Source organism: Flagellimonas yonaguniensis, from assembly GCF_029193885.1.
Lineage (GTDB): Bacteria > Bacteroidota > Bacteroidia > Flavobacteriales > Flavobacteriaceae > Flagellimonas > Flagellimonas yonaguniensis.
This window is the reverse complement of the sequence record NZ_JARFVB010000002.1, coordinates 290,737-309,376: the sequence shown is the minus strand read 5'-3', so window position 1 is coordinate 309,376 and position 18,640 is coordinate 290,737. Positions and strand designations below refer to the sequence as shown.

Below are 18,640 nucleotides of genomic sequence, written 5' to 3'. Positions count from 1 at the left end.
ATTGACGGATGCTGAGTTTCAATTGACGGATTGGGGTATGTTCAGGTCCCTTCCTGCATCCGGCATATTGATTATCCTACCTTTTTCAATTTAATTTATCCATTGATTCGCGGCAAGGCCATCGGAACTTCCATTAACAAAACTCGGCTATTGGTAAGCGATTTTAAATCAAAACTGTCCGCTTCCCATACGCCAAACCCATCTCGTTTTCCCAGTTTTTGGCCATCGATCTCAACATCTCCATCCAAAATAAATGCGTAAACCCCATTGCCTTCTTTTTTTATCCGATAGGAATCTGAGGCACCCGATTCAAATTTTCCTAAATGGAACCAAGCATCTTGATGTACCCAAACCCCTTCATCATCAGGATTGGGTGAAAGTACTTGGTAAAAGGCATTCTTTTTTTCAATGTCCCGAATGGAAATCTGGTCATATCTAGGTTCCACATTTCGCTTGTTGGGGAAAACCCATATCTGTAAAAACTTAACTTCTTGGTCTGTGTTTTTGTTGTACTCGCTATGCTGAATACCGGTGCCAGCACTCATTACCTGTACGTCCCCTTCTTTGATGGTCGTGGTATTGCCCATGCTATCCTTGTGTTCCAAATCCCCTCCCAAAGGAATGGATATGATTTCCATATTGTCGTGCGGGTGGGTTCCAAAACCTCTTCCGGGAGCCACTTGGTCATCATTCAGTACACGCAAAACCCCAAAGTGCATGCGCTCTGGGTCGTGGTAGCCTGCAAAACTAAAAGTATGATGTGAATTCAACCAGCCATGGTCAGCGTGGCCGCGAGTTGCTGCTTTGTGCAATACAGATTTCATTGTATCGATTTTTGATTTATAAAAGCTTTTTCAGGTAGCTATTAGTCGTAAAATCGGACCTAATCTTACCTTGTTTGATTAATGAGGAAAGTAGGGCTTTATGGTTATTTGTTGCTCTGGAAAAATTGTTGGTTGATACCGTCGATGAACTCAAGAAGTTCTTCCCTCCCCATTCGGTTGGTTGATGAAGTGGTAAAATGTGGAGGTGCTTCTTCCCAAGCACCTTCCAATAATTTTTGGAGGTAAGCATTTGCTTGCTTTTCGATAACGGCAGGTTTGAGTTTGTCCGCCTTGGTAAAGATTATGGCAAAAGGAATCTGGTTGGTGCCCAGCCATTCCATGAATTCAAGGTCCACAGGTTGTGGGTCGTGGCGGATATCCACCAACACAAAACCACATACCAGTTGCTTTCTTTTCTGAAAATACTCGGTAATGTATTTCTGAAAGGTTTTTTTGTCTTTTTTGGAAACCCGAGCATAGCCGTAACCTGGCAAATCCACCAAAAACCAATTGTTGTTGATCTTAAAATGGTTGATGAGTTGTGTCTTTCCGGGTCTTCCCGAGGTTTTGGCCAGTGCTTTTCGCTCCACCAGCATATTGATCAAGGATGATTTCCCTACATTGGACCTACCGATAAAGGCGTATTCGGGTAAGGGCTCATTGGGGCATTTGGCAACATTGGAGTTGCTCATCACAAATTCTGCTGAGGTAATTTTCATGCCTAGAAGTTACGCTTTTTCAGCCAAGCTTCAAGAATATGGTTAAAGTCGTTGGGGTGCTCCATCATGGGGGCATGGCCACATTTTTCTATCCAATATAAATCGGAATCAGGTAGCAATTCATGGAATTCCTTGGCCACATTCGGTGGGGTCACTGTATCGTTTTCTCCCCAAATAATACATGTTGGTGTATTCATGTGGGGCAGGTCTTTGGACATATTATGGCGAATGGCACTTTTGGCTATGGCCAATGTCTTTACCAACTTCATCCTGTCGTTCACGGTTGCAAAAACCTCGTCCACGATTTCCTTTGTGGCCACTTTTGGGTCGTAAAATACGTCCTCTGCCTTCTTTTTAATGAACTCGTAATCACCACGCTTCGGGTATCCATCACCCATGGCGCTCTCGTAGAGTCCAGAACTTCCTGTAATTACCAAAGCCTTTACCATTTCGGGGAACATTTTGGTGTGTAACAGACCAATATGTCCGCCCAAGGAATTTCCAAGCAAGATAACATCCTTCAGACCCTTGTGTTCGATAAACCCTTCCAAGAACGTGGCAAAGTTCTTTACCGTGGTTTTTAACAATGGCATATCGTAAATGGGCAATTCTGGAATAAGTACTTGGTATCCTTTAGGTGGAAAATATTCGGATACTCCTTGGAAGTTGCTCAAGCCTCCCATCAAACCGTGCAATATGATCATGGGAGTACCTTCTCCCTTTTCTATATATCGGTATTTGCCATCCTCGATTAAATGCTCTTCCATCTATAGTCAGTTGGTAGTAAGAGGCGCAAATATAGGAATTTCATATCACAAAGATTTTAGGTTTTTACATAAGTGGGGCAAGTTTCTTCATTCGGCTCAAATCTTATCACGTGTTGGACATCGGTCACAAGTTCCATTTTGGGGTACAAACAAGTGGATTTTATTCAAAAGTGGGGAATTTATTAACAAAAGTGGTTTTAAGTGGAGAAATGTGGAAATAAAATCTATATATTTGAGTTGTATTAAGTAACCAATTGATTTCTAGTGACCCATATCATAGGACAACATGATTGCAAAGCGGACTCCAAAGGAAGGGTGTTGTTGCCCATTTCTTTGAAGAACCAACTGTTGCCCGTAATCAAGGATGGGTTTGTGATCAAGCGGTCTGTTTTTCAGCAATGCCTGGAATTATACCCCAAGGCTGAGTTCGATGTGTTGATGCAGAAAGTGATGAAGAAAAGCAAAATCAACCGAAAGTATGATGCTTTTGTGAGAAATTTTGTTGCCGGAATGAAGGAAGTGAGCATTGATGGGGATTCTGGGAGATTGCAAATCCCAAAAAATTTGGTTGAGTTTGCTGGTATCGAAAAAGAAGTGGTTCTGAACGCGGTTTTTGACAAGATCGAGATTTGGAACAAGGATATGTACGAGAAAGTCTTGGCGGAAAGCGAGAAAGATTATGCGGATCTGGCCGAGGAGATTTTTGATGACGATGAGTAGTGCGTATCACAATCCGGTATTACTGAAGGAGTCAGTGGACGGATTGAATATAAAGGAAGATGGAGTGTATGTGGATGTCACCTTTGGTGGCGGTGGGCACTCCAAAGAAATTTTGAAAAGATTGGGTAGTAGCGGAAAGTTGTTCGCGTTTGATCAAGATGAAGATGCCCTTCAGAATATAATAGATGATGATAGGTTTCAATTGATCAATCAAAACTTTCGCTACCTCAAACAGTTTTTAAAGTTCTATGGCATTCGGAAAGTTGATGGAATTTTGGCGGATTTTGGGGTTTCCTCCCATCAGTTCGACGAGGCAGACCGCGGTTTCTCTATTCGATTCAATGCGGATTTGGATATGCGGATGGATAAAAACAACGAGTTGTCCGCCTATCAGGTAGTGAACTCCTATTCCCAAGAAGATTTAGCGTCGGTTCTTTTTCAATATGGTGAATTGCGAAATGCAAATGCCATGGCCAAGACTATAGTCGCAGCCAGATCGGAAGAGCCCATCAAAACAACTGATGACCTTAAAAAGGTGTTGAGCAGGTTTTTGCCAAAAATGAAGGAGAACAAAATTTTGGCGCAGATCTATCAGGCTATCAGAATAGAGGTCAACCAAGAGATTGAGGTGCTCAAGGAATTTTTGGAGCAAGTGCCCGAAATTTTGAAAGAAGGTGGTCGTTTGAGCTTGATCAGTTACCACTCCTTGGAGGATCGGTTGGCAAAGCGCTTTATCCGGGCCGGTAAGTTTGACGGCGAGCCTGAAAAGGATTTTTACGGGAACATCAATGTCCCTTTGAAGAAAGTTGGAGGATTGATTGTTCCATCAGCAGAAGAAATAGCCAATAACAATAGGGCAAGAAGTGCAAAACTCCGCATTGCGGAAAAAATATAAGGGTGTAGTTGAAATGACATTTTGAGCTGTCACCCTGAGCGCAGTCGAAGGGGCGGACGAAAGATGATTGAAGGATAGATCCCCGCCTTCGCGGGAATGACAAAACGAACACGAAATGAGAAAAGGATTACTGGACATATTAAAAGGAAAGTTTTTGGTGAGCGGCGATGCTCCCAAGAACTGGATGTTTTTGTTGTTTGCTTCCTTCTTGGCGGCCTTGATGATTTCCAGTAGTCACAATGCCGATAAAAAAGTATTGGAGATTGCAGAGTTGAACGAGGAGGTGCGAAAACTTAAAAGTGAGTTTTTTGAGGCACGTTCCAATGTGCAGCAACTGAAGCTCGAATCAACTTTGCGCGAGGTGGTGGCCGAAAAAGGATTGGCACCATCACAAAACCCGCCAAAAAAAATAAAAGTTAAATCAGCGGAATAGTGGCCATTACCGAAAAAAATATCATGAACAGATTGTACCTCGTAGCCGGGGGGCTTCTTGTGTTGGCCATTGCCGTTGTGGTAAAACTGGTGGATATCCAAATGGTGCAAGGCAAAAAGTACAAGGAGCTTGCCCTGAGTAAGACCGAAAAGATGTTTACTATTGAGCCCAATCGCGGAAACCTATATTCAGAAGACGGCAGTTTGTTGGCGGCATCCGTTCCTAAATATGAAATCCGGTTTGATGCAAAGACGGTTTCCCAAGAAAATTTTGAGAACCACGTAGCTGCCCTGTCCGATTCCTTGGGCAAAATGTTCGATAGACCCTCTTCCTATTACAGACAATTGTTCCGTAAGGCACGGGCTAATGGCAACCGATACAAACTTGTCGCTAGAAATGTCGGGTACTTGGATTATGTGCGAATCAAGCAATTTCCATTGTTCAACCTTGGGCCATACAAAGGAGGCTTTATCGAGACCCATCGTGTGGTTCGTGAATACCCTTTGGGTAAAATGGCTGCCAGAAGCATTGGTTATGAACGTGTGGATGAAAATGGTTACTATACTCGTGTAGGATTGGACGGGGCCTTTGGGGAATCTTATCTCCGTGGTAAGGAAGGTAAGCGATTAAAACAAAAAATTGCCAAAGGGCAGTGGAAGCCCGTTGGGCTGGACAATATTGTAGAGCCTCAAGATGGTCTGGACGTGGTGTCCACCATCGATGTCAATATTCAGGATATTGCCCATCACGAATTGTTAAAGCAATTGGAGAGATACAAGGCCGATCATGGTTGCGTGGTGGTCATGGAAACCAAAACAGGCGAGATCAAGGCCATTTCCAATTTGGGAAGAACGTCCGAAGGAAAGTATTATGAAAAGTTGAACTATGCGGTTGGGGAATCCCATGAACCCGGTTCCACTTTTAAATTAATGTCCATGGTGGCCGCTTTGGAAGATCAAGTTATAGATACCAATACGGTTATAGATACCGAAAAAGGGAGATACCGTATTTATGATGGTGTGGTAAAGGATTCCAAATGGGGCGGGTACGGAGAAATTACGGCCGCCAAGGCTTTTGCAGTATCATCCAACACGGCTTTTGCGAAGATCATCAATGAAAATTACAAGGAACAGCCTGAAAAATTCGTGAACCGTCTCATGAATATGGGACTTCATAAAAAATTGGGTATTCCAATAAAAGGAGAGGGGGCACCTGTAATCCGATATCCTGGCGATAAGGGTTGGTCCGGAATTTCTTTGGGTTGGATGTCGCACGGATATGAAGTTTCGTTGACGCCGATTCAAACTTTGGCTTTTTACAATGCCATAGCCAATGATGGGGAATATGTAAAACCCCGTTTGATTCAAGAAGTGCGTGAGGGCAACAAGGTGTTAAAGCGATTTGACAAGGAGGTGTTGAATTCTTCTATTTGTTCAAAAGAGACCGTTAAAAAAGCGCAGCAGCTATTAAAGGATGTTGTGGAGAAGGATTACGGAACTGGACATGGGATGTATTCCAAAAACTTTTCCATGGCAGGAAAAACGGGAACCACACAAAAAAACTATGTGCACAAGAATCCTGATAAGTTGGCGTATATCTCCTCCTTTGCGGGATACTTTCCTGCGGATAACCCAAAATATTCCTGTATTGTGGTGATTCATGAGCCAGATAAGGATGAAGGCTACTATGGAGCGGATGTTTCAGGTCCAGTGTTTAAATCCATGGCGCAAAAAATACACGCTATTTCACCTATGGTGGATGAAGTGGATAGTAGGATTATTGAAGATGCTGATTTGGAAAAAGAGTACCAGCAATACTATGTCCAAGTACAGAAGAAATACAGCACTATACCCAATGTGAAGGGAATGAGTGGAATGGATGCCGTTTCCCTGTTGGAAAACTTGGGAATTGAAGTCGAGGTGCATGGGAATGGGAAAGTAAAAAATCAGTCGGTAAACCAGGGGACCAATATCAAACAGGTCAAAAAAATAGTATTGGAGCTTTCATGAAGTTATTGAAGGACATATTGTATGGTGTAAGTCTTTCCGCTGTGAGCGGGGATACCAACGTGATGGTGAACAACGTTCATTTCGATTCCAGAAAAGTTGAAATGGACGATGTGTTCGTAGCCATTCGTGGAACCCTTACCGACGGACATAAATTTATTCAAAAGGCTGTGGATTCGGGAGCAAGGGCCATTGTGTGCGAAGAGCTTCCCGAAATTATGGTCAACGGTGTTACTTATCTGCAAGTGAACAATTGCAATAGTGCTCTGGCCGTAATTGCTTCGAACTTCTACGATAATCCATCCAAGAACCTAAAATTGGTCGGGGTTACAGGTACCAATGGGAAGACTACGGTAACCACTCTTTTGTACAACCTGTTCAAAAAAGCTGGTTTTAAGGTGGGGTTGATTTCCACTATCAAAGTGTTGGTGGATGACAAGGAGTTTAAAACCACCCATACTACCCCAGATGTACTTACCATCAATAATTATTTGTCCATGATGAATGAAGCTGGGGTGGAGTTCTGTTTTATGGAAGTGAGTTCACACGGAATCCATCAAAAAAGAGCAGAAGGGCTCTATTTTGAAGGAGCCATCTTTACCAATTTGTCCCATGATCATTTGGATTACCATAAAACCTTTGCCGAATATCGGGATACCAAGAAGGAATTGTTCGACGGATTGCCCAAAACGGCTTTTGCCCTGGTCAATATCGACGATAAGAACGGACTGGTCATGTTGCAGAACACCAGAGCCAAAAAATATACCTACGCTCTAAAGACCTTCGCCGATTACAGGGCACAGATTTTGGAAAAACAGTTCAACGGTCAGTTATTGAAAGTTGATGACAATGAACTGTGGTCCAAACTGATCGGGGATTTTAATGCGTACAATTTGCTGGCCATTTATGCCACCGCCGATATTCTGGGGCTCGAAAAAATGGAGACCCTCAGGCTGATGAGCGAGTTGGAGAATGTGGATGGCAGGTTTCAATATTACATATCAAAAGATAAGATAACGGCTATTGTTGATTATGCCCATACGCCGGATGCACTCAAAAATGTATTGATTACTATCAATGCATTGAGGACTGGAAATGAAAACGTCATCACCGTAGTGGGGTGTGGTGGTGACCGTGATAAGTCAAAGCGTCCGGTTATGGGTCATATCGCTTCAGAAATGAGCAATCAGGCCATTTTCACATCCGACAATCCAAGAACAGAGTCTCCAGCAGCCATCATAGAAGAAATGGAAACAGGAGTTGAAGCCCAAAATGTTCGAAAGGTATTGTCCATTGAAAATAGAAAGCAGGCAATAAGAACAGCGTGCAAGCTTGCAGTGGCCAACGATATCATCCTAGTGGCGGGAAAAGGCCATGAGACCTACCAGGAGACCAATGGTGTCCGGGTCGATTTTGATGATTTTAAAGAAATAAAAGAGGCTCTGGAGAGCCTAAAAAAATAATGTAGTCCATGTTATACTACTTGTTCGAATTTTTAGAGAAGCAATACCAACTGCCAGGCGCGGGGCTTTTTCAGTTCCTTACGTTCAGGGCTGCATTGTCCGTGTTGTTGTCCCTATTGATTGCCATGGTCTACGGAAAACGGATCATACTGTTCTTGCAGAAGAAACAAATAGGGGAAAGTATCCGTGATTTAGGTTTGGAGGGACAAAAACAGAAAGCTGGAACGCCTACCATGGGAGGATTGATCATTATCATGTCCACCTTATTGCCCGTGATTCTTTTTGCGGATATCAAAAATATTTATGTCATCCTGCTGATAGTGACCACCATTTGGATGGGCATCATCGGGTTTATTGACGATTACATAAAAATCTTTAAAAAAGATAAAAAAGGACTTAAAGGAAGATTTAAGGTCATGGGTCAAGTGGGATTGGGACTGATCGTTGGTTTAACGCTCTATTTCCATCCTGCGGTTACCATCAAGGAGAAGGATACGACCACCATTACCGAAAATTTTAAGGTGGAAAACGTATTTGGAGAGGAGACAAAAACACTTCGAACCAATGTCCCATTTTTTAAGAACAATGAATTGGACTATACGGATTTTATTTCTTGGATGGGCGAAGGAATGGAAGAATATGCATGGCTCATATTTGTGCCAGTGGTAATTTTGATTGTTACGGCCGTCTCCAATGGTGCCAACCTTACCGATGGTATCGATGGTTTGGCAGCGGGCTCATCGGCCATAATTGTATTGACACTGGGGATTTTTGCCTGGGTATCCGGTAACATACAATTCTCTGACTATTTGGACATTTTTTATCTGCCCAGAGTGGGGGAATTAGTGGTCTTTATTGCGGCATTTGTTGGGGCTTTAGTCGGATTTTTATGGTACAATACCTATCCCGCACAAGTATTTATGGGAGATACAGGGAGTTTGACCATTGGAGGTGTCATTGCTGTGATTGCCATTATCGTAAGAAAAGAATTGTTGATTCCAATATTATGTGGAATCTTCTTTGCCGAGTCTTTATCGGTTATGCTACAGGTGGGCTATTTCAAGCATACCAAGAAAAAATATGGAGAGGGAAAGCGCATATTCTTGATGGCGCCATTGCACCATCACTATCAGAAGAAATCATATCACGAGAGTAAAATAGTGACCCGTTTTTGGATTATAGGAATCATGTTGGCCATAATCAGCATCGTCACTCTTAAAATTCGATAGAAATGGGCCGCTTGGTGATACTTGGAGGAGGAGAAAGTGGCGTTGGAACTGCCATCTTGGGAAAGCAAAAAGGATTTGAGGTATTTGTCTCTGACAAAGGTGAAATTAAAGAAAAGTATAAAAAGGTTCTTGAACATTTTGAGATTGAATGGGAGTCCGGTGAGCATACCGAAGCCAAGATTCTGAACGCCGATTTGGTAATGAAGAGTCCAGGTATTCCTGATAAAGTGCCTTTGGTAAAAGCATTGGTGGAAAAAGGTGTTCCGGTAATTTCAGAAATAGAGTTCGCATCCAAATATACCGATGCAACCTTGATTGGAATCACGGGAAGCAACGGAAAAACCACAACCACCATGTTGACCAACCATATTTTAAAGGATGGTGGGCTCAATGTGGGGATGGCGGGCAATATAGGCGATAGCTATGCTAAAATGGTTGCTGAAAATGATTTTGACCACTATGTGTTGGAAATAAGCAGTTTTCAGTTGGACGGTATTGTGGATTTCAAACCCCACATTGCCATGATCACTAACATAACGCCCGATCATTTGGATAGGTACGAATACAAGTTTGAAAACTATATCGCATCCAAATTTAGAATAGCGATGAATCAGGATAAAGATGATTACCTGATATATGATGCTGATGATGAAGTGATTCAGGATTGGCTAAAAAAGCACCCGGTTCAATCAAAATTATTACCCTTTTCCGTGAAACAAAAACTGGAAGAGGGAGCTTGGTTGGAAGACAAAACGATTAAAATAAAGCTAGAAAATAAAACCTTGGAAATGAGTGAAGATATTTTGGCCTTGGAAGGTCAGCACAACGTAAAGAACACAATGGCGGCAAGCATGGCTGCCATGTTGGTTAAGGTCAGAAAAGAGACCATTCGCCAGAGTATTCAGTCTTTTCAGGGCGTGCCCCACAGACTGGAGAATGTATTGAAAATCAATCATGTGGAGTACATCAATGATTCCAAAGCCACCAATGTAAATGCCACGTATTATGCGTTGGACGGCATTAAAAAGCCCATTGTTTGGATTGTTGGAGGTGTCGATAAAGGAAATGATTATTCCGAGCTGATGCCGCTGGTAAGAGAAAAAGTAAAGGCGATCATTTGCTTGGGTGTGGATAATTCCAAGTTGATAGATGCCTTTGGGAACGTAATCGACCTTATGGTCGAAACTTTTTCCATGGAGGAGGCCGTCAAGGTTGCCTACAAGGTTGCGGAACGTGGAGATGCTGTTTTGTTATCGCCAGCTTGTGCCAGTTTCGACCTTTTTAAAAATTATGAGGATAGAGGAGACCAATTTAAAAATGCAATAAAAAATCTGTAAAACGTGTTGCGAGTATTCAAAAATCTGAAAGGTGATAAAGCCATTTGGGGTGTAGTGGCCCTCTTGGCACTTTTCTCATTTTTGCCAGTGTATAGTGCCAGTACCAATCTGGTTTACGTCAATGGTGACGGAACCACATTGGGCCATTTGGTAAAACATGCTGTACTACTGTTTTTGGGCTTTGGTATTATATATGCAGTGCACAGGATACCTACGCATTATTTCAAGGGACTGTCCATAATTGCGATGCCTATCGTAATACTATTGTTGATCTATACTTTAACTGTAGAAACTCGAATAGGAGGGGTAACGGCAAATCGTTGGATTAAGATTCCATTGGTCGGGGTGAACTTCCAGACATCAACTTTGGCAGCAGTGGTCTTGATGATTTGGATAGCTAGGTATCTTACCAAAATCAAAGATGTCAAGATAACTTTCAAAGAAAGTATTCTTCCACTTTGGCTTCCTGTGGCATTGGTCGTACTCTTGATTTTGCCCGAAAATTTTTCAACGGCGGCCATAATCAGTTTTATGGCTTTGGTATTGTGCTTTCTGGGCGGATATCCTTTAAAATATTTATTTGCCATGATCGGGACCGGAATCGTTCTGGCAGGAATGTTTCTGTTTGTATTGTTCAAAGCACCCGAAGTATTGCCGCAGCGTGCAGGAACGTGGAAATCGAGAATAGAAACGTTTATCCATCCGGAACAAGCCGATAAAGATGATCTACACCAATTAACCTTGGCACAGATTGCAGTGGCGGAGGGTGGCGTAGTTGGCAAAGGAGCGGGAAAAAGTGTGATGAAAAATATGTTGTCCCAGAGTACCTCGGATTTCATTTTTGCCATCATTATTGAAGAATATGGATTGCTGGGAGGAGGAGCATTGTTGTTTTTCTATCTCTTATTGTTGTTCCGAATTGTGGTCGTGGCTCATTCATCAAAAACGGTTTTTTCAAAATTATTGGTGATAGGGGTCGGGCTGCCGATTGTATTCCAGGCTTTTATCAATATGGCGGTGGTGGTGCAGTTGTTTCCCGTTACGGGTCAACCTTTACCATTGATCAGTATGGGAGGGACATCCATTTGGATGACGTGTATGGCCATTGGAATTGTATTGAGTGCCAGCAACAAAAAAGAAAATTTAGAGGAGCAATCCCAAGGAATAGATGAAACGAATCCTTTAGAAGTATTAAGTGGACAATTATAGGTTTATACTTTCTGGAGGAGGAACGGGTGGACATATTTACCCCGCAGTGGCCATAGCGAACGAGTTGAAGAGGAGATATCCCGATGCAGAATTTTTGTTCGTTGGAGCCAAGGGTAAAATGGAAATGGAAAAAGTACCGCAGGCCGGATATGAAATCAAGGGTTTGTGGATAAGTGGAATACAACGGAAACTGACATTTAAAAACCTCATGTTTCCATTTAAATTGATAAGTAGTTTGTTGGAAGCACGCAAAATAGTGAAACAATTCAAACCCCACGTAGCAATTGGTACGGGTGGTTTTGCGAGCGGACCATTGTTGCGAATGGCCGAAAGCTCGGGCGTTCCCTGTGTGCTACAAGAACAGAATTCCTTTGCAGGGATCACCAACAAACTATTGGCAGGAAAAGCGGAGAAAATCTGTGTGGCCTATGATGGGATGGAACGTTTTTTTCCAAAAGAGAAAATTGTGAAGACCGGCAATCCCATACGCACGGATTTAGTGGATTTGAAGGAAGGGAAAGATGAAGCTTCAAGATTTTTTCAGTTAGATGGAGGTAAGAAAACAGTTTTGGTGTTGGGTGGTAGCCTCGGGGCAAGACGAATCAATCAATTGATTGAAAAGGAGCTTGATTTTTTTGAAGAAAAAGGATTGCAGGTGCTTTGGCAATGTGGCAAACTGTATCACGAAGAATACAAAAAATATGGCTCGAATATGGTCAAGGTGTTGGCCTTTGTCAACCGCATGGAATTGGCTTACGCAGCTGCAGATGTCATTATTTCAAGGGCGGGTGCAGGTTCGGTTTCAGAGCTTTGTTTGGTAGGTAAACCTGTGATTTTTATCCCATCACCCAATGTGGCCGAGGACCATCAAACCAAAAATGCAATGGCACTGGTATCCAAGGATGCAGCCATTATGTTGAGGGAAAATGAGTTGGATGCTGAATTTGAACAAAGTTTTTCTGACTTAATGGGTTCTAAAGAGACCCGGGAAACACTTGGAAAGAATATAAAAAAAATGGCCATGCCCAAGGCCACACAACATATTGTGAACGAAATTGAAAAGTTGTTGAAGTGAATTTGAAGGATATACATAGCGTTTATTTTATCGGCATTGGTGGCATAGGTATGTCTGCCTTGGCGCGCTACTTCAAGTTTGTGGGCAAAGAGGTGGCCGGTTACGATCGCACTTCGACACCTATTACAGATAGCTTGAAGGAAAAGGGGATTTCGGTTCATTTTGAGGATAATGTCGATTTGATTTCAGATATCTTCAAACACCCCAACACATTAGTGGTCTACACGCCTGCAGTGCCTTCAAAGCATTCGGAATATCAGTATTATTTGAATCAGGGATTTGACTTGAAAAAACGTTCCGAGGTACTCGGAATTATTACCAAAGATTCATTTTGCTTGGCTGTAGCAGGTACACATGGAAAAACGACCACTACGTGCATATTGGCACATCTGCTCAAAGAATGTGAGATGCCGATGACAGCATTTTTAGGTGGTATTTCCGAAGATTTTGACAGTAACTTTGTGCTGGATGGCACGGAATATTCCGTAGTGGAGGCAGATGAGTTCGATCGTTCGTTTTTACGGTTGTCGCCAACAGTTGCCTGCATTACATCGATGGATGCTGACCACTTGGACATTTATGGCACCAAAGAAGAATTGGAGCGTTCGTTCCATGAATTTATTGAAAAAATCAAGCCGGGAGGGAAGTTGTTTGTGCGTAAGGGACTTCCTTTGGAGGGAATCACTTTTGGGATTGACGATGGTGCCGATTACTGTATCGAAAATATTGAAATTGAACATGGAGCCTACATATTTGATCTCGTAACGCCTTCCGAGGTCATCAAGAAAGTCAAGTTCAACAAGCCTGGAAGACACAATTTGCTCAATGGATTGGCCGCTTTTGCGATGGCGGTGCAAACGGGTTGCCCACCACATCGCCTTGCCGAGGCTTTGGCAACTTTTAAAGGGGTGCAACGTAGGTTCTCGTATCAGATCAAGGAAAAAGATTTTGTGTTTATCGACGATTACGCTCATCATCCCACAGAAATCAGTGCGGTGCATCAGGCGATTCGAGAAATGCATGCAGGGCAAAAGGTAACCGTGATATTTCAACCCCATCTTTTTTCCAGAACAAAGGATTTTGCAGATGATTTTGCAGCAAGTCTATCGGATTTTGATGAAATCATCCTACTGGATATTTACCCTGCTAGGGAAGAGCCCATCGAAGGAGTCACCTCTCAGTGGCTATTGGACAAAATAGAGAACCCCAATAAAAAACTGATTTCGAAATCAACATTATTGGAGGAGATAAAGAACTGTACGACAGGGGTCTTGGTTGCTCTTGGTGCGGGGGATATTGGAATGGAAGTACCAAAAATCAAAAAACAACTGAGTTATGCGCATTAATTGGGATTACATCAAGCTGTCAGTTTTGTCGGTTGCCGTAGTTGCGCTTTACGGTTTTGCCGATGAAAGAAACCAAGGCAAAAAGGTTGAAAATGTCACTGTGAAATTCGTTGGTGAAAACAATTTGTATTTAACTGAGGATGCGGTTAATAAATTGTTAATACAAAATTACGGAGCCCTAGAGAATACGCCCAAAGAACAGTTAGTTTTGAATACTATAGAGGAGGTTATACTATCCAATGATATGGTCAAAAATGCCCAGGTCTATCTAACTGTGAACGGGGAACTTGTATCCAAGATTGTCCAGCGAAAGCCAATTGGAAGAATAGAAGGTGTCTCCAAATTTTATTTGGATGATCAAGGGGAGCGTATGCCATTGTCAAGGTATCATTCGGCAAGGGTCCCGATAATCACTGGAAAGATTACAGGGAAAACCCTTGAGGATGCCTATGTGATTTTGGACTATATCAACAATGATGATTTCCTGAGAAAGAACATCATCGGGATACATATTGAGGACGAAGGAAAATATCAGCTTAAGTTCCGCATGGAAAACTTTGTGGTGAATTTGGGCGGAGTGGATAACCTGAACAAGAAGTTCAGCAATTTTATGGCCTTTTATGCTAAGGCCGCCAAGGACAATTCCTTGGAAGAGTATGCAACAGTTAGTTTGGAATTCAACAATCAAGTGGTTTGCACCAAAATTTAAAGTATGGAACAAGGTAATTATTCAGTTGGGTTGGATATTGGAACTACCAAGATCGTAGCGATCATCGGTAGGGAAAATGAGTATGGAAAAATTGAGATTTTGGGCACTGGACGGTCTAAAAGTTTGGGTGTTCATCGCGGAGTGGTCAACAATATCACACAGACCATCTCGTCTATTCAGCAGGCGGTGGAACAGGCCGAATTGAATTCGGGCCTTAAAATAGGTTCCGTGGTCGTGGGTATTGCTGGTCAGCATATTCGCAGCTTGCACCACAGCGATTATATCACAAGACCCAATTCTGAAGAGGTCATAGACAATGAGGATTTGGACAAATTGTGCAACCAAGTTTACAAATTGGTAATGCTTCCCGGTGAGGAAATCATCCACGTGTTGCCACAAGAGTATAAAGTGGACGGCCAGTCTGAAATAAAGGAACCTGTAGGGATGTACGGTGGTCGATTGGAAGCCAATTTTCATGTAGTGGTGGGACAGGTGTCATCCATTAAAAACATTGGCAGATGTATCAAAAGTGCTGGATTGGACTTGGGGAATATTACATTGGAACCTTTGGCGTCCGCTGATGCGGTTTTGAGTCAGGAAGAAAAAGAGGCTGGTGTTGCTTTGATTGATATAGGTGGTGGAACCACGGATCTGGCCATTTTTAAGGATGGCATTATCCGTCACACTTCCGTAATTCCATTTGGGGGTAACGTAATTACCGAGGATATCAAAGAGGGCTGCTCCATCATCGAGAAGCAGGCCGAACTATTGAAAATAAAATTCGGTTCCGCTTGGCCAGGGGAGAACAAGGACAATGAAATTGTTTCCATTCCTGGACTAAGAGGTCGTGAGCCCAAAGAAATCACATTGAAGAACCTTTCCAAGATCATCCACGCCCGTGTGGTGGAAATCGTGGAACAGGTGTATGTGGAAATCAAAAACTACGGACACGAGGAGCAAAAGAAAAAATTGATCGCGGGAATTGTACTTACAGGTGGAGGAAGCCAGTTGAAACATTTAAAGCAACTGGTGGAATACATTACTGGTATGGACACAAGAATCGGTTATCCCAACGAGCATCTTGCCGGTGATTCGGACGAGGAGGTCGCAAGCCCATTGTACGCAACGGCTGTTGGATTGCTGATGAATTCCTTGGAGGCTGAAAAGAAAAACCAAGTAGTGCACCAAGAAGAGGCACACCAAGAAGAGGTTTTGGTAGGCCAAGAACACGATATGGGAGCCAAGACAAATGTGGCTTCACATACTGAGAGAAAATCCATTTTTGACAAATGGTCAGAAAAGTTGAAGGACTTTTTGGACAACGCAGAATAATAACCCCATAAGAGAAACACAACTGTCATGAGTAAGAACACTGAATTTGACAACATCGCTTTTGATTTGCCCAAGAACAAGAGCAACGTAATTAAAGTTATTGGAGTCGGCGGTGGCGGAAGCAACGCTATCAACCACATGTTTCAGGCCGGTATCAATGGAGTGGATTTTGTAATCTGCAACACCGATGCCCAGGCATTACAAAACAGTTCAGTACCCAACAAGATCCAATTAGGGGTTTCCCTTACCGAAGGATTGGGTGCAGGAGCCAACCCCGAAGTTGGAGAGCAAGCCGCTTTGGAAAGCATGGAAGATTTAAAGGCCATGTTGGAGCACAATACCAAAATGGCATTCATTACCGCAGGAATGGGTGGTGGTACCGGTACAGGAGCAGCTCCCGTTATTGCAAAGATTGCCAAAGAAATGGATGTTCTTACGGTTGGTATCGTTACCATGCCGTTCCAGTTCGAAGGGGCCATGCGTAATAAGCAAGCACAAATGGGGATAGAAAAACTACGTGCCAACGTGGATTCCTTGATTGTGATCAACAACAATAAGCTTAGGGAAGTATATGGCAATCTTGGGTTTAAGGCCGGTTTCTCAAAGGCGGATGAGGTTTTGGCCACTGCGGCAAGGGGTATCGCAGAGGTAATAACCCATCACTATACACAAAATATTGACCTTAGGGATGCCAAGACAGTACTTTCCAATAGTGGTACGGCCATCATGGGGTCAGCTGCAGCATCTGGCTCAGCAAGAGCCACCGAGGCCATTATGAAGGCATTGGATTCACCATTGTTGAACGATAACAAGATAAACGGTGCTAAAAACGTATTGTTGCTCATTGTTTCCGGTTCTCAAGAAATCACTATCGATGAAATTGGCGAGATCAATGATCATATCCAAATCGAAGCTGGTCACGGAGCCAACATCATTATGGGTGTGGGCGAGGACGAAGCGCTTGGAGAAGCCATAGCGGTTACTGTAATCGCTACGGGGTTTAATGTGGACCAACAGGACAACATTGTGAATACTGAGTCCAAAAAAGTATTCTATACTTTGGAAGATGAGCAAACCGCTGAACAAGACCTTACTCCGGAGGCTACATCGGTACAGGAAGTTAAAGTAGAAAAAACTCCAGTTCCCGAACCAGAACCAACGCCCGAACCAGAACCACAAGTGGTGAAACATACCTTGGATATGGAAGATGAGCAAGAGGAGATCGCACCTAAAGTCGAGGCTAAAGACCCTGACTTGATTCCAACGACCAACTACATCAGAAATTTCAATGTGTTCTACGAAGAAGTGGTCGCTGAGCCAATAGAGGATGACTTTGTCATTATCGAAGCCAAGAATGTAATCAACAATATTGATGTAGTTGATGCAGAGGAAGTGCCCGCAAAGAGCAACGAAGATCAGTTTACCTTGAGTTTTGATATGCCACTGAATCAAGTTGAAGAAGAGGACGAGAAAGAACATACAGTAACCTTTAACTTGGATGATGGTTTGGGAGATGTGGAAGTGAACGATTATGTGGAGGTAAAGCCTGTTTTGGAATACAAGAAAGAGGGAGAGACCAGATACGACCTTCAAGAGTACATGGAGTTGGAGGAAAAATTGACTGGAGCTAAATCAAAAGCAGAGACGCATGAGCCAAAAATGGTGGAGAACGAGCTTGTTTTTGAAAAGAAGGAGATAAAGGTCGAAGAAAAAAGTGAAGGTTCTGGGAAAAATGAAGAGACCACAAGCAGTCTAGATCCCATGAACAGTTCCATCAGCGATATCTTGAAAGATCGAGCCGATGAACGTAGGAGAAAGTTGAAAAACTTCAATTACAAGTTCCAAAACAATAGGAGCAGTATAGATGATATAGAAAAAGAGCCGGCATATAAGCGCCAAGGAGTGGACTTGAACGATGTTCCAAAGGAACAGAAAGTGTCCAGGACCAGCTTGGGAGAGGATAGCAACGATGATTTACAGTTACGTTCCAATAACTCTTTTTTGCACGATAATGTTGATTAGTAGTGTTTAAATTAACATCCATTTTTAATGGAGAGCATAAACCCGAAAGTGACAAAACTTTCGGGTTTATTTTTTATCTTCGCGAACTAAATCAGAACAGATGGGTTTGCAAGAAAAGGTGATGACAGAAATGAAGGCCGCAATGAAGGCAAAAGATACCGTTGCCTTGGAAGCATTGCGAGCTGTTAAGTCTGCCATCTTATTGGCCAAGACCGATAAGGGTGGTGGTGCCGAGCTATCCGAAGAGGATGAGATCAAATTGGTTCAAAAATTGGTAAAACAACGTAAGGACAGTGCAGCGATTTACCAAGAACAAGGTAGAGAGGACTTGGTGGAACCAGAATTGGCGCAAGTAGCCGTAATCGAAAAGTTTTTGCCCGAACAGCTTACCGAAGAGGAAATTGAAAAAGTGGTGGTTATGACCATCGATTCCGTAGGAGCTTCAGGTATGCAGGACATGGGTAAGGTAATGGGGATTGTTTCCAAAGAATTGGCCGGTCAAGCTGATGGAAAGACCATTTCCGCCATTGTCAAAGCAAAATTGAGTTCGTGAT

17 protein-coding genes are annotated in these 18,640 nt (G+C 42.8%); 14 read left to right on the top strand and 3 right to left on the bottom strand.

Annotated elements, in window-relative coordinates; translation table 11 throughout:
- Positions 1-95: 95 nt before the first annotated feature.
- From PY092_RS05790 to PY092_RS05780, 3 genes are all read right to left on the bottom strand, one after another.
- Positions 96-824: a pirin family protein gene (locus PY092_RS05790; protein ID WP_275614896.1), complete on the bottom strand. Its 729-nt coding sequence runs from the start codon at positions 822-824 to the stop codon at positions 96-98.
- A gap of 104 nt (positions 825-928) precedes the next feature.
- A complete protein-coding gene (gene yihA / locus PY092_RS05785; protein ID WP_275614895.1) occupies positions 929-1,543 on the bottom strand; it encodes a ribosome biogenesis GTP-binding protein YihA/YsxC in 615 nt (204 codons plus the stop codon).
- A gap of 2 nt (positions 1,544-1,545) precedes the next feature.
- Positions 1,546-2,310 carry an alpha/beta fold hydrolase gene (locus tag PY092_RS05780; RefSeq protein ID WP_275614894.1) on the bottom strand — a complete coding sequence of 255 codons (765 nt, stop codon included), beginning with the start codon at positions 2,308-2,310 and terminating at the stop codon, positions 1,546-1,548.
- 264 nt (positions 2,311-2,574) lie between these two features.
- On the opposite strand from PY092_RS05780, the gene mraZ reads away from it, so the two are divergent.
- The 14 genes from mraZ (at position 2,575) to PY092_RS05710 (ending at position 18,639) form a co-directional block, all read left to right on the top strand.
- Positions 2,575-3,030, top strand: a complete 456-nt coding sequence (gene mraZ, locus PY092_RS05775; protein ID WP_127138385.1) for a division/cell wall cluster transcriptional repressor MraZ — start codon at positions 2,575-2,577, stop codon at positions 3,028-3,030.
- A complete protein-coding gene (gene rsmH / locus PY092_RS05770; RefSeq protein ID WP_275614893.1) occupies positions 3,023-3,925 on the top strand; it encodes a 16S rRNA (cytosine(1402)-N(4))-methyltransferase RsmH in 903 nt (300 codons plus the stop codon). Before mraZ ends, rsmH begins: the two co-directional genes overlap by 8 nt.
- Before the next feature lie 115 nt (positions 3,926-4,040).
- The gene (locus PY092_RS05765) at positions 4,041-4,358 is read left to right on the top strand and encodes an FtsL-like putative cell division protein (RefSeq protein WP_275614892.1); all 318 of its coding nucleotides are present in this window, start codon (positions 4,041-4,043) and stop codon (positions 4,356-4,358) included.
- Entirely contained in the window at positions 4,358-6,367 is a 2,010-nt protein-coding gene (locus PY092_RS05760; RefSeq protein WP_275614891.1) for a penicillin-binding protein, read from the top strand. The genes PY092_RS05765 and PY092_RS05760 overlap by 1 nt, the downstream gene beginning before the upstream one ends.
- The gene (locus tag PY092_RS05755) at positions 6,364-7,827 is read left to right on the top strand and encodes a UDP-N-acetylmuramoyl-L-alanyl-D-glutamate--2,6-diaminopimelate ligase (protein WP_275614890.1); all 1,464 of its coding nucleotides are present in this window, start codon (positions 6,364-6,366) and stop codon (positions 7,825-7,827) included. The genes PY092_RS05760 and PY092_RS05755 overlap by 4 nt, the downstream gene beginning before the upstream one ends.
- Positions 7,828-7,835: 8 nt before the next feature.
- A complete protein-coding gene (mraY, locus tag PY092_RS05750) occupies positions 7,836-9,056 on the top strand; it encodes a phospho-N-acetylmuramoyl-pentapeptide-transferase (RefSeq protein ID WP_275614889.1) in 1,221 nt (406 codons plus the stop codon).
- Between the two features lie 2 nt (positions 9,057-9,058).
- Positions 9,059-10,393 (top strand): UDP-N-acetylmuramoyl-L-alanine--D-glutamate ligase, encoded by a 1,335-nt coding sequence (murD, locus tag PY092_RS05745; protein ID WP_275614888.1) that lies wholly within the window; start codon positions 9,059-9,061, stop codon positions 10,391-10,393.
- A 3-nt stretch (positions 10,394-10,396) separates the two neighbouring features.
- Positions 10,397-11,602 carry an FtsW/RodA/SpoVE family cell cycle protein gene (locus PY092_RS05740; protein ID WP_275614887.1) on the top strand — a complete coding sequence of 402 codons (1,206 nt, stop codon included), beginning with the start codon at positions 10,397-10,399 and terminating at the stop codon, positions 11,600-11,602.
- Positions 11,589-12,677: an undecaprenyldiphospho-muramoylpentapeptide beta-N-acetylglucosaminyltransferase gene (murG, locus tag PY092_RS05735; protein WP_275614886.1), complete on the top strand. Its 1,089-nt coding sequence runs from the start codon at positions 11,589-11,591 to the stop codon at positions 12,675-12,677. The genes PY092_RS05740 and murG overlap by 14 nt, the downstream gene beginning before the upstream one ends.
- Positions 12,674-14,023, top strand: coding sequence for a UDP-N-acetylmuramate--L-alanine ligase (gene murC, locus PY092_RS05730; RefSeq protein ID WP_275614885.1), 1,350 nt, complete (start codon positions 12,674-12,676; stop codon positions 14,021-14,023). Before murG ends, murC begins: the two co-directional genes overlap by 4 nt.
- Entirely contained in the window at positions 14,013-14,732 is a 720-nt protein-coding gene (locus tag PY092_RS05725) for a cell division protein FtsQ/DivIB (protein WP_275614884.1), read from the top strand. The genes murC and PY092_RS05725 overlap by 11 nt, the downstream gene beginning before the upstream one ends.
- A gap of 3 nt (positions 14,733-14,735) precedes the next feature.
- Positions 14,736-16,064 (top strand): cell division protein FtsA, encoded by a 1,329-nt coding sequence (gene ftsA / locus PY092_RS05720; protein ID WP_275614883.1) that lies wholly within the window; start codon positions 14,736-14,738, stop codon positions 16,062-16,064.
- Positions 16,065-16,091: 27 nt separating this feature from the next.
- The gene (ftsZ, locus tag PY092_RS05715) at positions 16,092-18,086 is read left to right on the top strand and encodes a cell division protein FtsZ (RefSeq protein ID WP_275614882.1); all 1,995 of its coding nucleotides are present in this window, start codon (positions 16,092-16,094) and stop codon (positions 18,084-18,086) included.
- Positions 18,087-18,186: 100 nt separating this feature from the next.
- On the top strand, positions 18,187-18,639 hold the full coding sequence (locus PY092_RS05710; protein ID WP_275614881.1) for a GatB/YqeY domain-containing protein: 453 nt from the start codon (positions 18,187-18,189) through the stop codon (positions 18,637-18,639).
- Position 18,640 lies beyond the last annotated feature (1 nt).

Bases quoted from the DNA above. Each gene is read 5' to 3' on its own strand.
- ftsZ (WP_275614882.1), top strand. From the start codon at position 16,092: ATGAGTAAGAACACTGAATTTGACAACATCGCTTTTGATTTGCCCAAG.
- PY092_RS05780 (WP_275614894.1), bottom strand. From the start codon at position 2,310: ATGGAAGAGCATTTAATCGAGGATGGCAAATACCGATATATAGAAAAG.
- PY092_RS05725 (WP_275614884.1), top strand. From the start codon at position 14,013: ATGCGCATTAATTGGGATTACATCAAGCTGTCAGTTTTGTCGGTTGCC.
- PY092_RS05765 (WP_275614892.1), top strand. From the start codon at position 4,041: ATGAGAAAAGGATTACTGGACATATTAAAAGGAAAGTTTTTGGTGAGC.
- rsmH (WP_275614893.1), top strand. From the start codon at position 3,023: ATGAGTAGTGCGTATCACAATCCGGTATTACTGAAGGAGTCAGTGGAC.
- mraY (WP_275614889.1), top strand. From the start codon at position 7,836: ATGTTATACTACTTGTTCGAATTTTTAGAGAAGCAATACCAACTGCCA.
- yihA (WP_275614895.1), bottom strand. From the start codon at position 1,543: ATGAAAATTACCTCAGCAGAATTTGTGATGAGCAACTCCAATGTTGCC.
- ftsA (WP_275614883.1), top strand. From the start codon at position 14,736: ATGGAACAAGGTAATTATTCAGTTGGGTTGGATATTGGAACTACCAAG.
- PY092_RS05790 (WP_275614896.1), bottom strand. From the start codon at position 824: ATGAAATCTGTATTGCACAAAGCAGCAACTCGCGGCCACGCTGACCAT.
- murD (WP_275614888.1), top strand. From the start codon at position 9,059: ATGGGCCGCTTGGTGATACTTGGAGGAGGAGAAAGTGGCGTTGGAACT.
- PY092_RS05755 (WP_275614890.1), top strand. From the start codon at position 6,364: ATGAAGTTATTGAAGGACATATTGTATGGTGTAAGTCTTTCCGCTGTG.
- PY092_RS05710 (WP_275614881.1), top strand. From the start codon at position 18,187: ATGGGTTTGCAAGAAAAGGTGATGACAGAAATGAAGGCCGCAATGAAG.